Origin of the sequence: Acidimangrovimonas pyrenivorans (assembly GCF_042643245.1) — a bacterium.
Lineage (GTDB): Bacteria > Pseudomonadota > Alphaproteobacteria > Rhodobacterales > Rhodobacteraceae > Acidimangrovimonas > Acidimangrovimonas pyrenivorans.
In genome coordinates this window covers 1-14,092 of sequence record NZ_JBHRSK010000006.1, presented here as the reverse complement: position 1 = coordinate 14,092, position 14,092 = coordinate 1, and the positions used below count along the sequence as shown (strand labels likewise).

17 protein-coding genes are annotated in these 14,092 nt (G+C 67.7%); 12 read left to right on the top strand and 5 right to left on the bottom strand.

All coding sequences use genetic code 11. From position 1 onward, the window contains the following. Positions 1–35: 35 nt before the first annotated feature. Positions 36–1,544, bottom strand: coding sequence for a DUF2125 domain-containing protein (locus ACFOES_RS09880; RefSeq protein ID WP_377833104.1), 1,509 nt, complete (start codon positions 1,542–1,544; stop codon positions 36–38). Between the two features lie 124 nt (positions 1,545–1,668). Here ACFOES_RS09880 and ACFOES_RS09875 point away from each other — a divergent pair, with 124 nt between their 5' ends. From ACFOES_RS09875 to ACFOES_RS09865, 3 genes are read left to right on the top strand one after another with little or no spacing between them, the layout of a single operon-like run. Then, the gene (locus tag ACFOES_RS09875; RefSeq protein ID WP_377833103.1) at positions 1,669–2,421 is read left to right on the top strand and encodes an SDR family oxidoreductase; all 753 of its coding nucleotides are present in this window, start codon (positions 1,669–1,671) and stop codon (positions 2,419–2,421) included. Then, positions 2,418–3,050 (top strand): enoyl-CoA hydratase/isomerase family protein, encoded by a 633-nt coding sequence (locus ACFOES_RS09870; RefSeq protein ID WP_377833102.1) that lies wholly within the window; start codon positions 2,418–2,420, stop codon positions 3,048–3,050. The genes ACFOES_RS09875 and ACFOES_RS09870 overlap by 4 nt, the downstream gene beginning before the upstream one ends. Next, on the top strand, positions 3,047–3,703 hold the full coding sequence (locus tag ACFOES_RS09865; protein WP_377833101.1) for a pseudouridine synthase: 657 nt from the start codon (positions 3,047–3,049) through the stop codon (positions 3,701–3,703). The genes ACFOES_RS09870 and ACFOES_RS09865 overlap by 4 nt, the downstream gene beginning before the upstream one ends. Positions 3,704–3,880: 177 nt before the next feature. Here ACFOES_RS09865 and ACFOES_RS09860 read toward each other — a convergent pair whose 3' ends face one another. The 3 genes from ACFOES_RS09860 to ACFOES_RS09850 all read right to left on the bottom strand — a co-directional run bounded on the left by ACFOES_RS09860 (position 3,881) and on the right by ACFOES_RS09850 (position 6,058). Further along, entirely contained in the window at positions 3,881–4,306 is a 426-nt protein-coding gene (locus ACFOES_RS09860; RefSeq protein ID WP_377833100.1) for a thioredoxin family protein, read from the bottom strand. 12 nt (positions 4,307–4,318) lie between these two features. Further along, positions 4,319–5,032 carry a cytochrome c biogenesis CcdA family protein gene (locus ACFOES_RS09855; protein ID WP_377833099.1) on the bottom strand — a complete coding sequence of 238 codons (714 nt, stop codon included), beginning with the start codon at positions 5,030–5,032 and terminating at the stop codon, positions 4,319–4,321. 111 nt (positions 5,033–5,143) lie between these two features. Then, positions 5,144–6,058 carry a DMT family transporter gene (locus ACFOES_RS09850; protein WP_377833098.1) on the bottom strand — a complete coding sequence of 305 codons (915 nt, stop codon included), beginning with the start codon at positions 6,056–6,058 and terminating at the stop codon, positions 5,144–5,146. 189 nt (positions 6,059–6,247) lie between these two features. Between ACFOES_RS09850 and ACFOES_RS09845 the strand changes: the two genes are divergently transcribed. From ACFOES_RS09845 to ACFOES_RS09820, 6 genes are all read left to right on the top strand, one after another. Beyond that, complete coding sequence (locus ACFOES_RS09845; RefSeq protein ID WP_377833097.1) at positions 6,248–7,105, top strand: HpcH/HpaI aldolase/citrate lyase family protein; 858 nt, start codon at positions 6,248–6,250, stop codon at positions 7,103–7,105. A 10-nt stretch (positions 7,106–7,115) separates the two neighbouring features. Then, positions 7,116–7,670 carry an NnrU family protein gene (locus ACFOES_RS09840; protein ID WP_377833096.1) on the top strand — a complete coding sequence of 185 codons (555 nt, stop codon included), beginning with the start codon at positions 7,116–7,118 and terminating at the stop codon, positions 7,668–7,670. Continuing rightward, entirely contained in the window at positions 7,667–7,870 is a 204-nt protein-coding gene (locus tag ACFOES_RS09835) for a DUF1737 domain-containing protein (RefSeq protein WP_377833095.1), read from the top strand. The genes ACFOES_RS09840 and ACFOES_RS09835 overlap by 4 nt, the downstream gene beginning before the upstream one ends. Then, a complete protein-coding gene (locus ACFOES_RS09830) occupies positions 7,870–8,904 on the top strand; it encodes a MaoC family dehydratase (RefSeq protein ID WP_377833094.1) in 1,035 nt (344 codons plus the stop codon). The genes ACFOES_RS09835 and ACFOES_RS09830 overlap by 1 nt, the downstream gene beginning before the upstream one ends. Positions 8,905–9,119: 215 nt before the next feature. After that, positions 9,120–9,764 (top strand): TorF family putative porin, encoded by a 645-nt coding sequence (locus tag ACFOES_RS09825; protein ID WP_377833093.1) that lies wholly within the window; start codon positions 9,120–9,122, stop codon positions 9,762–9,764. Between the two features lie 123 nt (positions 9,765–9,887). After that, a complete protein-coding gene (locus ACFOES_RS09820) occupies positions 9,888–11,141 on the top strand; it encodes a DNA polymerase IV (RefSeq protein WP_377833092.1) in 1,254 nt (417 codons plus the stop codon). Between the two features lie 275 nt (positions 11,142–11,416). Here ACFOES_RS09820 and ACFOES_RS09815 read toward each other — a convergent pair whose 3' ends face one another. Continuing rightward, the gene (locus ACFOES_RS09815; RefSeq protein WP_377833091.1) at positions 11,417–11,872 is read right to left on the bottom strand and encodes a DUF302 domain-containing protein; all 456 of its coding nucleotides are present in this window, start codon (positions 11,870–11,872) and stop codon (positions 11,417–11,419) included. Between the two features lie 229 nt (positions 11,873–12,101). Here ACFOES_RS09815 and msrP point away from each other — a divergent pair, with 229 nt between their 5' ends. Genes msrP through msrQ form a run of 3 tightly spaced genes read left to right on the top strand, consistent with a single transcriptional unit; the run spans position 12,102 to position 13,863 of the window. After that, a complete protein-coding gene (gene msrP, locus ACFOES_RS09810) occupies positions 12,102–13,034 on the top strand; it encodes a protein-methionine-sulfoxide reductase catalytic subunit MsrP (protein WP_377833090.1) in 933 nt (310 codons plus the stop codon). 2 nt (positions 13,035–13,036) lie between these two features. After that, a complete protein-coding gene (locus tag ACFOES_RS09805) occupies positions 13,037–13,246 on the top strand; it encodes a GDCCVxC domain-containing (seleno)protein (RefSeq protein WP_377833089.1) in 210 nt (69 codons plus the stop codon). Further along, complete coding sequence (gene msrQ, locus ACFOES_RS09800; RefSeq protein WP_377833088.1) at positions 13,243–13,863, top strand: protein-methionine-sulfoxide reductase heme-binding subunit MsrQ; 621 nt, start codon at positions 13,243–13,245, stop codon at positions 13,861–13,863. Before ACFOES_RS09805 ends, msrQ begins: the two co-directional genes overlap by 4 nt. Positions 13,864–14,092 lie beyond the last annotated feature (229 nt).

Genomic DNA, 14,092 nt, shown 5'->3' with positions numbered 1-14,092 from the left:
CGGCGCGGGGCCGGGCGCAACAGGAGGCGGGGGCGTTACTGCAGCCGCTGGCCGTTGGCGAGCACCTCGCCCTCGGGCGTGACCTCGATCTTCGAGACCATGGTGTCCGGGCCGTCGCCGGGCCGGGCGAAGAGACCGAGCATCATCCGCGCCCCCGAGGCCTGGTCGGCGGGCACCAGGCCCATCTTGACCAGGTTGTCGATCAGCCCGTTGCCGCCCACCAGCTTGAGATCGACCGCGCCGGTCGGCTTCGGCATGCCGTTGAAGGTGGTGGTGTCGGAATTGTCGAAGGTGAAGCTGCCGGTGCCGGTCAGCTCGGCCCCGGCGGCGGCGACGTCGAGGTTTTTCAGGGTGACTTCGTGGAGCTTGATCGGCTCTTTCGGCGGCGCCTTCTGCTGGGCCGGATCGAAGATGTCGAACAGCCAGTTCGCCTTGCCCGCCAGATCGACCACCAGCGTCGCCGGATCGCGCGGCAGCACCTTCTGCGGGTCGATCATCGACCAGACCTCGTCATTCACCTTCAGCCCGGCCAGCTTGACCAGCAGGCCGAAATCCTGCGGCGTGTCGGATTTCGAGGTCGGCATCAGCAGGTTGAAGGCGGCCTCGGTCATCTGGACGGTCACCTGCGGCATCGGGATCTGCGAGCCGCTGAAGGTCATCTTCATGTCCTTGCCGCTGGCACCGTATTTCAGCCGGTTCTTGTCGAAGGCGAAATCCAGCGTGCCGCCGCCGCCGCTGGTCTCGCTATGCATCTGCGAGCCCTTGTCGGAAAAGTCCGATGTCATCTGGCTGCTGGCGTAGGAGAAGGAGGCGTCCATCGCCAGACCGGCCTGCAGCGCGGCGTTCATGTCGGCCATGTCCATCTTGCCGACCAGCGTCGCGTTCGAGGTGAAGGTCAGCCCGGTCAGCTTGCCCTTGGCGTCGAAGGTGCCCTTGCCGTCGGGGTTCTTGGCCGAGACCGTGTAGCTCAGCGCGTCGGCGCGGCCCGAGCTGGCCGTGGTCCGGGTCTCGGTCCCCTTGACCAGGTTCTGCCCCTTCATCCCGGTCAGGCCGATATCGACCGTGAGGTCGACATCCTTGCCGTCGGCCTTCATCCCGTCCATCTTCACCGCGAAGCTGGGGATCTCGTAGCTGTAGTTCATGTTGCCCGGGCTGCCCGAGACCACCATGCGCAGCCCGCTCTGGCTGAACTTCATCTGCATCTCGGTCGGCTTGCCCTCGGGCGGCGTCACCGTCATGTCGACCGGCCACTCGGGCGACATCGTGACTGCGACGCTGCCGTCGCCCTGCTCGCGCAGGTCGATCTCGGCCATCGTGCCGCTGATCTTGGCGTCCTTGGTTTCCGAGCTCAGCGTGACGTCGCGGATCACCAGCGTGTCGCCGGTCTTGGTCTCGCTGCCGGCGGTGACGGTCGGGCCGTTGGCGGCGATCAGCGCCTTCCAGTTGTTCCAGACCTGTTCGGCGGTGACGTCGGCCTGCACCGCCGTCGTCGCCAGCAGAAGGGCGAGAACCGAGCCGCCGCAAATGGCAAGTTTCTGTGACATAAGGAAGCCTTCCTGTTGAAATGCTTTGCGGAACAATCTTGCGAGCGGCGAGAATGGTCAAGGGATTCCGCCCGTCGTTACGATAGGATAACAGAGAAGGCGGAAATTCGTCAGGGAGAGACCGATGGACATGACAGGCAAGGTTGTCGCGATCACCGGAGCCAGCCGCGGTATCGGCGCGGCCGCGGCGCGGGTCTTCGCCGAGGCCGGGGCGAAGGTCGGCCTGATCGCCCGCAGCGGCGAGGCGATCGGGGCGCTGGCGGCCGAGATCGGCCCGGCCGCGATGGCGCTGCCCTGCGATATCGCCGACGCGGGCGCGCTGGCCGGCACCATCGCCCGGCTCGAGGCCGCCTTCGGCCCCGTTGACGTGCTGATCAACAATGCCGGGGTGATCGAGCCGATCGCGCCGCTGGCCAAGGCCGACCCGGAGGCCTGGGGCAAGGCGATCGACATCAACCTCAAGGGCGTGTTCCACGGCATGCGCGCGGTAATGCCGGGGATGCTGGCGCGCAAGGCGGGCACCATCATCACCGTCAGCTCGGGCGCCGCCCACAACCCGCTGGAAGGCTGGAGCGCCTATTGCAGCGCCAAGGCCGGCGCGGCGATGCTGACCCGGGTGGCGCATCACGAGGCCGGCCATTCCGGCCTGCGCATCATGGGGCTGTCGCCGGGCACGGTGGCGACCGAGATGCAGGTCAAGATCCGCGCCAGCGGCATCAACCCGGTCAGCCAGCTCGACCCCGAGGTCCATATCCCCGCCGACTGGCCGGCCCGGACCCTGCTGTGGATGTGCACGCCAGAGGCCGACGATTTCCTCGGCCAGGAGATCGCCCTGCGCGACGAGGATATCCGCCGCCGCGTGGGCCTGATCGAATGATCGGGCTGGAGATCGAGGACGGGCTCTGGACCGTCACCCTGAACCGGCCCGACAAGGCCAATTCGCTGACCCGGGCGATGCTGGAGGAGCTCGACGATATTGCTCGGCGGGCCGGCGACGACGGCGCCCGCGTGCTGGTGATCACCGGCGCCGGCAAGGTGTTCTCGGCCGGGGCCGATCTCGACGAGGCGCGGGCCGGGCTGGCGACCGACGGGGTCTGGGAACGGCTCTCGGGCCGGATCGCCGCGCTGCCCTGCCTGACCGTCGCGGCGCTGAACGGCACGCTGGCGGGCGGGGCGATGGGCATGGCGCTGGCCTGCGACCTGCGCATCGCGGTGCCCTCGGCCAAGGTCTTCTACCCGGTGATGAAGCTCGGTTTCCTGCCCCAGCCCTCCGATCCCGGCCGGCTGGCTGCGCTGGTCGGGCCGGCGCGGGCCAAGATGATCCTGATGGCCGGGGTCAAGGCGACGGCGGAAGAGGCGCTGGGCTGGGGGCTGATCGACCGGCTGACCGAGCCGGGCGCGCTGCTGGAAACGGTGGCGGAGCTCACCGCTGACGCCCGCGGCGCCAGCGCCAGCCACGTCGCCGCAATCAAGCGGATGATCCCGCCAACGCCCTCGGGCGCATGACCGGCTACGCCCCGCCACAGGAGCCGCTGCGCATCCTGCATCACGATCATCACCTGCTGGTGCTCGACAAGCCCTCGGGCCTGCTGACGGTGCCGGGCAAGGGCGAACACCTGTCCGACTGCCTGATCGCGCGGGCCCAGAAGGTGTTCCCCGAGGCGCTGCTGGTCCACCGGCTCGACCGCGACACCTCGGGCGTCATCGTCTTCGCCCTGACCAAGGCGGCGCAGCGCGCCCTGTCGCTGCAATTCGAGCAGCGCAAGACCAAGAAGGTCTATGTCGCCCGGCTCTGGGGCCGGCTCGAGCAGCGCACCGGCACCGTCGACCTGCCGCTGATCGTCGACTGGCCCAACCGCCCGCGCCAGCATGTGAACCACGAGACCGGCAAGCCGGCCGTGACCGACTGGCGCGTGCTGCGCTACGAGCAGGAGCCGACGGGCGAGACGACCCGCGTCCGGCTGATGCCGCATACCGGCCGCAGCCACCAGCTCCGCGTCCACATGATGGAGATCGGTCACCCGATCCTCGGCGATCCGTTCTACGCCGAGGGTCCGGCCCGCGACTTCCCGCGCCTGATGCTGCATGCCGAGAGCCTGCGGGTGAACCATCCCGACGGCGGCAGGGGCGTGACCTTCAAGGCGCCGGTGCCGTTCTGAAGGCCGGGGCGCTGCCCCGGCGCCATTGTCGCTCGGACCAATGGCGTTCCAATGGCGCCCCCCGTGATATTTTCGAGCAGAAAGTGGGCAAGAGACTCTTCTGCCTTTCACCTTTGCGAAAATACTCCGGGGGAGTCGCCCCTGGCGACGGGGGCAGCGCCCCCGGCGACGCCGGGGTCAGGTGGAGGTCGCGGCCATCAGTGCGGTGTCCATCAGCGCCTTGATCTGGGCCCGCGAGGTGCCGGCGACGATGCGGCCGAGTTCCTTGTCGCCCTTCAGCACGACCAGCGTCGAGCGGCGCGGGATCTTCAGCTCGGCCGACAGCATGCCGTCCTTGTAGCTATCCCAGTCGACGACGACGAAGACGATGTTCTTCTCGTAGTCCGGGTTGCCGGCCTTGAGCGTGTCCATCACCCGGTGCTGGGTCTGGCAGGTCGAGCACCAGGAGGCGTAGAAGTCGACGAAGACCGTCTTGCCGGCGTCGAGCGCCTCGGACACCACGCCGGGCTTGTAGGTCACCGTCTCGGCCCGCAGCCGGGTGGCGCCGAGCGGCGCGGCGAGGGTGACGGCGGCGGTCAGCAGGACAAAATCGCGTCTGTTCATGGCGGATTCCTTTCAGATCGAAACCGAGAGATCCTGCAGCCAGTAGGGCAGGACGGAGAGCAGCCAGCCCTCGATCACGTGATGGAGCTGGAAGAAGAGCATCAGGCCGACGGCGGTGAAGGTGATCCCCATCACCGGCTTGGCCCAGTCGGCCAGCGCGCGCAGGGCCGACTGGCGCCGGCGCAGGGCCTGGCGGGCGCCGTAGCCGAGGCCGAGGATGACGGTCGAGACGCCGAGTGCGAAGCTGGCCATGATGGCGGTGGCGCGGCCCAGGTCCTGGCCCTGGGCGGCGAGCGAGATGGCGCCGCCCAGCGTCGGGCCGACGCAGGGGCTCCAGACCGCGCCGAGCAGCAGCCCACCGAGGAACTGGCCGCCGGCGCCGCCGGTCTCGATCCGGTCCATGCCGCGGTCGGCGCGGCCGGCCATGCCGGCGGTGGCCAGCGCGAAGCCGCGGTTGAGCCGGGGCACCAGCAGCACGAGGCCGAAGCCGACCATGAGCAGCGCGGCGCCGCGGGCGAGTTCGTCCGGGCCGAAGCCGAGGCTACGGCCGGCGATGGCGAGGGTCATGCCGAAGGCGACGAAGGCCAGCGACATCCCGGCGGCCAGCGCCACCGGCCCCCAGCGGCTGGCCTGCAACGCGGTGGCGAGCACGATCGGCAGCACCGGCAGCACGCAGGGATTGATCAGCGTCAAGAGCCCCGCGCCATATCCAAGGATCAATTCCATCGCCGTGCCGTTTCCTTTCCGCTTCGTCCCGTCCGGGCCTGTCCATCATTCGGGATACAGACCCTCTGCCCAATGGATTGTTACGGTCTACACGGGCTTGTCAGATCTGTTTCAGCCCTGCTGCGTCGCCGCTTGCGGGGCGACCGGGACCGGCATCCGCCGTTCGCTCTGGCGCGACAGCTGCACGGCGAGGATGCCGGCGGCGATGATCGCCACGCCGAGGACGTCGGCCCATTCCAGCCCCTCGTGCAGCAGCGTCGCCGCGATGGCGACGCCGAAGAACGGGTTGAGGAAGTGGAAGGTGGCGGCCCGGACCGCGCCGATCCGCTTGACCAGCGTGAACCAGACCCAGGTCGCCGCCAGCCCCGGCACCAGAGTGGTATAGGCGAAGGCAGTGACCAGGCGCGCGCTCCAGGTCACGTGCCAGGGCTCGGCTACGGCGGCGACGGTGCCGAGGCAGGCGCTGCCGACCAGCATCTGCAACCCGACGATCATCAGCACGTTGCCGCCCGAGGAGGCGCTGCGCACCGACAGCGTCGCGAAGGACAGCGCCAGCACGCCCATCCCGCAGAGGGCAAGCCCCGGCAGGCTGACGCCTTCTGACAGGCGCGAGCCCATGATCACGGCAACGCCGATCACCCCGGCGCTCAGGCCGAGGATGCCCAGCGGCCGCACCTTCTCGCCGAAGAGCAGCCAGCCGGCGAAGGCGACGATCAGCGGCATGGTCGAGGCGACGATGGCGGCGAGCGAGGCCTCGACCCATTGCATGGCGACGAAGTTGAGCCCGAGATAGAGCGCATTCTGGCAGATGCCGAAGACGATGGTGGCGCGCCACTGGCTGCGGGTGAGGCGGGCGCGCTGGCCCATCGCGAAGGCGATGATGACGCCGAGCCCGCCGGAGATCAGGAAACGCAGGGCGAGGGCGTGGAGCGGTGCGGCCTCGGCCACGATCATCCGCGCCGAGGTGAAGGCCGAGGACCACATCAGCGCGAAGGCCAGTCCCATCCCGATCGCGCGCAGGTCCATTCGTCCATCCTCCCCAAGTCCCGCAAGGCATAGCGGCAAAGCCCCACCCGCCGCAATGCGCCGCGATGGGGGCAATCGGAACTTCGGCGGAGGAACGCCACGGATTTTCTGCGTTGCGGCGAATTCGCCCTTGCCGAATATGCCGCGAATGTGGTCTGTGGCGAAACAATGTTGCGAGGAGAAAGAATCATGGATCCGCGGTCCCGTCCCTGGCGTTCGGTGCTTTACATCCCCGGCTCGAAAGAGCGGGCCTTGGAAAAGGCGCGCGGGTTGCCGGTCGACGCGATCATCTTCGACCTCGAGGACGCGGTGGCGGTCGAGGAGAAGGCGAACGCCCGGGCGCTGCTGGCCAGGACGCTGGCCGAGACCGATTACGGCGGCCGGGCCAGGATCGTGCGGATCAACGGCTTCGACACCGACTGGGGCCGTGACGACGTCGCCGCTTTTGCCGGGCTGCCGATCGACGCGATCCTGATCCCCAAGGTCAATTCGGCCGCAGATCTCGACGCGGTGGCCGCCGCCATCGCCGACGTGCCGCTCTGGGCGATGATGGAGACGCCGCTGGGCATTCTCAACGCCGCCGAGATCGCCGCCCATCCGAGGCTGCAGGGCATGGTGCTGGGCACCAATGACCTGGCCAAGGACCTCGGCACCCGCTTCCGCGCCGACCGCCTGCCGCTGATCGCCAGCCTGCAGATCTGCCTGCTGGCCGCGCGGGCGCACGGCATTGTCTGTGTCGACGGCGTCTACAACGCCTATCTCGACGAGGACGGCCTGCGCGTCGAATGCGACCAGGGCCGCGACATGGGCTTCGACGGCAAGACGCTGATCCATCCCAAGCAGGTCGAGGTCACCAACGCCGCCTTCGCGCCGTCGGAGGAGGAGATCGACCTCGCCCGCCGCCAGATCGCCGCGTTCGAGGCGGCCGAGGCCGAGGGGCTGGGCGTCGCGGTTGTGGATGGAAAGATTGTCGAAAACCTGCATATCGTGACGGCGCGGCAGACGCTGGCCAAGGCGGAGGCGATTGCCGCGCTTCAGGCTGGTTAGGAGACGCGCAATGACCCTTCTTATTCTCGGCGTCGCCCTGTGGTGGGTGGCCCATCTGTTCAAACGCCTCGCACCCGGTCCCCGTGCCGCATTGGGCGATGCCGGCAAGGGCCTCGCCGGGCTGGTGCTGCTGGCGGCGCTGGTGCTGATGGTGATCGGCTACCGCGCGCTGCCGAACATGCCGAACATGGTGGCGATGCCCGGCAACGGCCATGCCAACAACACGCTGATGCTGATCGCGCTGATCGTCTTCGGTGCCGGCATGTCGAAGGGCTGGCTGTGGACCAAGATCCGTCACCCGATGCTCTGGGGCGTGGTGCTCTGGTCCGTTGCCCACCTGCTGGTGCGCAACGACCTGCCGTCGCTGATCCTGTTCGGCGGCATGGGGCTATGGGCGCTGGTCGAGATGGCGCTGATCAACGGTGCCGGCCCGTGGCAGCGCCCCGCCTCCGGCGGGATCAAGCGCGACGGGGCGCTCGCCGCCATCGCGCTGGTGATGTACGGGCTGATCGCCTTCGTTCACATCTGGCTGGGTTACAGCCCGTTCCTGGGGAACTACGGATGAAACTCTATCGCTTTCTGACCGAGGACGACACTTCGGCCTTCTGCCACAAGGTCACCGCGGCCCTGAACAAGGGCTGGGAGCTCTACGGCGAACCGACCTATGCCTATGACGCCGGCAACGGCGTGATGCGCTGCGGCCAGGCGGTGGTGAAGGAAGTGCCGGGCATCTACACGCCGGAAACCAAGCTGGGAGAGCATTGATGAAGACCAATCCGGGCCGGTTCTTCGAGGATTACCGCCTGGGCGAGGTGATCGCCCATGCCGTGCCGCGCACCGTGTCGGGCGGCGAGCGGGCGCTCTACCACGCGCTCTACCCGGCCCGCGGGGCGCTCTATTCCTCGGACGAATTCGCCCGGGCCTGCGGCTTGCACGCGGCGCCGATCGACGACCTTGCCGCCTTCCACCTGGTCTTCGGCAAGACCGTGCCCGACATCAGCCTCAACGCCGTCGCCAATCTCGGCTATGCCGAGGGCCGCTGGCTGGCCCCGGTCTGGCCGGGCGAGACGCTGCGGTCGAAATCCGAGGTGATCGGGCTGAAGCAGAACTCGAACGGCAAGTCGGGCGTGGTCTGGGTGCGGACGACGGGCTGGAACGAGCATGACCGCAAGGTGCTGGAATATGTCCGCTGGGTGATGGTGCGCAAACGGAACCCGGGTGCGGGCGATGCGCCCGACCCTGTGGTGCCCGAGCTGGCCAGGGCGGTGGCGGCCGAGGACCTGGTGGTGCCCGAGGGGCTGCATTTCGAGGGCTACGACTACACGTTGGCCGGCGAGCCGCATCGCTGGGGCGATTACGAGATCGGCGAGAAGATCGACCATGTCGACGGCGTCACCATCGAGGAGGCCGAGCACATGCTGGCCACCCGGCTGTGGCAGAACACGGCGAAGGTTCATTTCGATGCCACCAACCGCCCGGACGGCAAGCGGCTGATCTATGGTGGCCATGTCATCAGCCTCGCCCGGGCGCTGAGCTTCAACGGGCTGGCCAATGCCCAGATGATCGTCGGGCTGAACGGTGGGGCGCACGCCAATCCCTGCTTTGCCGGCGACACCGTGCGGGCCTGGTCCGAGGTGCTGGACAAGGCCGAGACCGGGGTGCCTTCGGTCGGCGCGATCCGGCTGCGGCTGGTGGCGGTGAAGCACGGCGCGGCGCCCTTCGCCCTGCGCGGCGAGGACGGCAAATACGCCCCCGAGGTGCTGCTCGACCTCGATTACTGGGCGCTGATGCCGCGCTGAGCCGGCGGTCCTCCGATTTCGGAAAACACTGACAGGCGCGCCCGGCAGACCGGAGCGCGCCTTTTTCCTGCGCCGGTTCGATCCCGTGGGGCTGTTCCGCGCGCCGCCATGGGGCGCGGATCGCGGCTGACTTGGCGTCATCGCGATAAATTGATTGTTTTTGTCAGGAATATGCGCCACCCGGTAATCCTGATGGAATCACTCAGGAGTTACGAATGCGCGCGCACCTTCCCTTCCTCCCCGTCGTCGCCCTGTCGTTGTTGTCGGCCCCGGCCGCGGCCGCGGCCGCCGAGTTGACGATCGACGGCAACCTCACCTTGACCAGCCGCTACATGGCCAGCGGCCAGCAGCAGACCACCGGGGCCGCGTTCCAGCCCTCGATCGAACTGGGCTATGGCGGGGCCTATGCCGGGCTCTGGGCCTCGAACCTGTCCTCCTCGCTGGCCGGCCATTCCGCCGAGTTCGACATCAGTCTCGGCTACCGGACCCAGTTCGGCCCGCTCGCGGTCGATCTCGGCTATGTCCGCTATTTCTACACCGCGCCTTGGGACGCCAGCAGCGGCCAGCTGGTGCTCGACCTCTCCGGCGCGCCGGCCGAGGGCACCGAGCTCGGCCTCAACATCGCCTATGACCCCGACGCCCGGGAGTCTGATATTTCGGCCTCGATCGGCCAGCAGATCGGCGAACGTTTCGCGGTCGCGGCCGGCTATGGCCGCGTCGAGAACAGCCACAGCTACTGGTCGGTCGGCGGCAGCTACGCCCTTAGCGACGCCGCCAATGTCGACCTGACCTGGCACGACACCACGGTCGACAAGGGCATCGCGGTGCTGTCGCTGTCCTACGACTTCAGCCTGCGCTGAGGCCGGGGCGGGGCGGGCGGACAGGTGCGGCCTCTGCCCGCCCTCGCATTCGAGACATCGCCGGCCGAAGGGGGCAGGGCGCCTCTGGCTCCCGCCCGCGCGGCGGTGCTATGATCGGCCACCATGCCCGCCTTGTGCCGCGACTGCCTGACCCCGTTCGAGACCGGCACCCGCTGTCCGGCCTGCCGGTCGCCGCGTGTCGTTTCCCATCCCGAGCTGTTCGAGCTGTCGGTCGCGCACATGGATTGCGACGCCTTCTACGCCTCGGTCGAGAAACGCGACAATCCCGAGCTGCGCGACAAGCCGGTGATCATCGGCGGCGGCAAGCGCGGGGTGGTGTCGACGGCGTGCTACATCGCCCGGATCAAGGGGGTGCGCTCGGCGATGCCGATGTTCCAGGCGCTCAAGCTGTGCCCCGAGGCGGTGGTGATCAAGCCGCGCATGTCGGCCTATGTCGAGGTCTCGCGCCGGATCCGGGCGATGATGGAGGAGATGACCCCGGCGATCGAGCCGCTGTCGCTGGACGAGGCCTTCCTCGACCTCACCGGCACGGCGCGGCTGCACGGGGTGCCGCCGGCGGTGATGCTGGCGCGGCTGGTCAAGCGGATGGAGCAGGAGCTGGGCGTCACCGGCTCGATCGGGCTGAGCCACAACAAGTTCCTGGCCAAGATCGCCTCCGACCTCGACAAGCCGCGCGGCTTCTCGGTGATCGGCAAGGGCGAGACCGAGGCCTTCCTGCGCGACAAGCCGGTGCGGATCATCTGGGGCGTCGGCGCGGCCGGGCAGATGGCGCTGGAGACCGCGGGGATACGGACCATCGCCGACCTGCTGCGCTGGGACCGCAAGGAGCTGGGGCAGCGTTTCGGCCAGATGGGCGATCGGCTGTGGCATCTGGCGCGCGGGCTCGACAATCGCCGGGTCAGCCGCGACGCGCCGCTCAAGTCGATCTCGAAGGAGACGACCTTCTTCGAGGATACCGCGGATCGCGAGCTGCTGGACGGCCACCTGTGGCGGCTGGCCGAACAGGTGTCGGACCGGGCCAAGGCAAAGGAGCTGGCGGGCGGGACGGTGGTGCTCAAGCTGCGGCGGGCGAGCTTCTCGCTGCTGACCCGGCGCCACGGGCTGCGCGAGCCGACCCAGATGGCCGACCGCATCTATCGCGAGGCACGGGAGCTGCTGGACCATGTGAAGGAGCCGGGGCCGTTCCGCCTGATCGGGGTCGGGATCTCCGACCTGGTGCCGGCCAGCCGGGCCGACCTGACCGGCGACCTGCTCGACCCGGAGGCCGCGCGCCGGGCCGGGGCCGAACGGGCGACGGACGCGATCCGGCGCCGGTTCGGCCATGACGCCATCGTCAAGGGGCGGAGTTTGCGGTAGGGGAAGCCGGGGGCGTTAGGGGGAGACGGGGGCTTTGTGATCCCTCTCATTGGCGCAACGTGAGCGGGGCGGGCGGCTGCCCGTGGGGTGGCGCGCGCAGCCGTCGAATTTCGCGCTTTATGGCAGCCAGGCCCCTCTTAATTCTGAGCGAAGCGCGCAAGCCCCCAAAGCGCCAGCCCGTCACGCCACAGGCGTGCCGGCGATACGCGAAGGGCGCGTCGTTCCATTCAGCACGTATGCCGCGCGTCCAGTTCAACTGGGGCTGAAGCCGTGCCTCAGTTCCCGACCGCGTCGGCGATGATGTCGTCGAGCAGCTTGTTTACCGGCGCCATCGACTTGCCGGGATATTTGGCGTGGCCGACGACGATCTTGCCGGGCGCTTCCGGGCGCTCGTAAAGGAAGATTGCGTAGGGGCAGTATTGCACGTTCTCGATATTCGCCTCCATCGCCTGGCGGCTGACGGTGGCCGAGCAGAAGCTGTAGATGTCGGCATGGGTATAGAGCGTGCGCGTCGCGCCGACATCCTTCTTGGTGCGCTCGAGCATGTCGCCGGTATGGCTGAGATGGTCGACCACCAGCCCCTTGCCGATGATCGAGCTTTCGATCGCGAAGGCGACGTTGTCGAAGCTGTCCTCGACCGTCACCGTCACCGGGGGCACGGCGCCCTCGTCGGCCTGGGCGGTGCCTGCGGTCAGGATCGCGGCGCCGAGCGCCAGGGCGAAATGCTTCATTCTGTCCTCCCTATCTGTGGGTCTGCCCGCCTCTCCCGGCGCCAGCGAATTCCCCATGGTGCAGAACTTGTGGACGAAGGGAAGGGGGCGCGGCGCTTTGTAACAGCGGCCTTGGTTACTGTAACATGGCTCACGATCTCGGCAGATGCGGTTTCGGAGTGAAACTTTTTCCGGCTCCCGTTCGTCTGTCTCAGGTATCGTGGAGCCAACCGGACTGATGGAGAAACAGATGGCCAGCCGATTTGCGACCGACCTGAAATGGTCCGACATCACCCCGAAAGAGGTGTTTCTCAACCGCCGCCAGCTGATCGCGGGGGCCGGCGCCCTTGCCGCCACCGGGTTGGGGGCGGGAATGGCCGAGGCGCGGCTGAAGACCGTTCCCGGCAAATACTCGACCAGCGAAAAGCCGAACACGCTGACGGAGATCACCAATTACAACAACTTCTACGAATTCGGCCTCGACAAGACCGACCCGGCGCGCAACGCCCATACCCTGACCACCGATCCGTGGAGCATCAAGATCGACGGCATGGTGGACAAGCCCGGCACCTACGGCCTCGACGACCTGCTCAAGGGCGTGACGCTGGAGGAACGCATCTATCGCTTCCGCTGCGTCGAGGCCTGGTCGATGGTGATCCCCTGGGACGGCTTCCCGCTCTCGGCGCTGCTGAACCGCGTCGGCGTGCAGTCGGGCGCCAAATACGTCGCCTTCCGCACCCTGCTGCGGCCCTCCGAGATGCCGGGCCAGCGGAGCCGCATCCTCGACTGGCCCTATCGCGAGGGGCTGCGGCTGGACGAGGCGATGCATCCGCTGACGATCCTCGCCACCGGCATCTACGGCGAGCCGATGCCCAAGCAGGACGGCGCCCCGATCCGGCTGGTGGTGCCGTGGAAATACGGTTTCAAGTCGATCAAGTCGATCGTCCATATCAGCCTGACCGATCGCCAGCCCGAAACCACCTGGAACATGCAGAACCCGCGTGAATACGGCTTCTATTCCAACGTGAACCCGCAGGTCGACCATCCGCGCTGGAGCCAGAAGAGCGAGCGGCGGATCGGTGGCGGCCTCTTCGCCAAGCGCGTCGATACGCTGATGTTCAACGGTTATGGCGACCAGGTGGCCGGGCTCTACAAGGGGATGGATCTGAAGAAGCACTATTGAGGATGGAGCTGCGCTCCACCCTGACCTGTCCCGAATGCGGGCATCGCCAGACCGAGACGATGCCGGTCGATGCCTGCGCCTTCTTCTACGACTGCCCGTCCTGCGGCGCGCGTCTCCGGCCCAAGCCCGGCGATTGCTGCGTCTTCTGTTCCTACGGCACCGTGCCCTGTCCACCGGTGCAGGACGGCCGAAGCTGCTGCGAGGTCCAATGACTCTCTCTCAAACCATCAACGGCAAGCTGCGCAAACTGCCGGCCTGGCCGCTCTACTTCTTCGGCCTGTTGCCGCTGGGCTGGCTGGCCTGGTTGATCGTCACCGGCGACCTCGGCGTCGATCCGGTCAAGACGCTCGAGCACAAGGTCGGCAAGATCGGGCTCCAGTTCCTTGTGGCCACGCTCTGCGTCACGCCCCTGCGGCGCTTCACCGGGGTCAGCCTGATCAAGTACCGCCGGGCGCTGGGCCTTCTGTCCTTCTTCTACATAGCCCTGCACCTGATGGTCTGGCTCGGCCTCGACATCCAGTTCCGCTGGACAGAGATCGGCGCCGATATCCTCAAGCGGCCCTACATCACCATCGGCATGCTGGGCTTCGCGGTGATGCTGCCGCTGGCGATCACCTCGAACAATCTCTCGGTGCGCCGGATGGGGGCCGTGGCCTGGGGCAAGCTGCACAAGCTGACCTATGTCGCCGCCGCCGCCGGAGCGATCCACTACATGATGCTGGTTAAGGCCTGGCCGCTGGAACCGATGCTCTATCTTGCCGGTGTGGCGGCGCTTCTGGCCCTCAGGGCGCTCTGGTCCTGGCGCCGCGCGGCGGCCCGAACCGCCTGACTCGGCCGGATTCGGGGTGACTCGGGCGCCCCGTCGGGCCGTTTGCCGGTCCGAGAAGGGGCTGAGGCTGCGCCGCGCAATCTTCTTGCGCAACGCCCCGGGCGCCTAGTTGCGAAGATTGCGCTAACCCCCAGATTTTGGGGAACAATCGAGAAATGAGAAAAAAATGTCATCTTTCTGCATTTTCGCTCTTGCAGCCCCCCGGCCTGATCCGTAAATACCGCCTCAC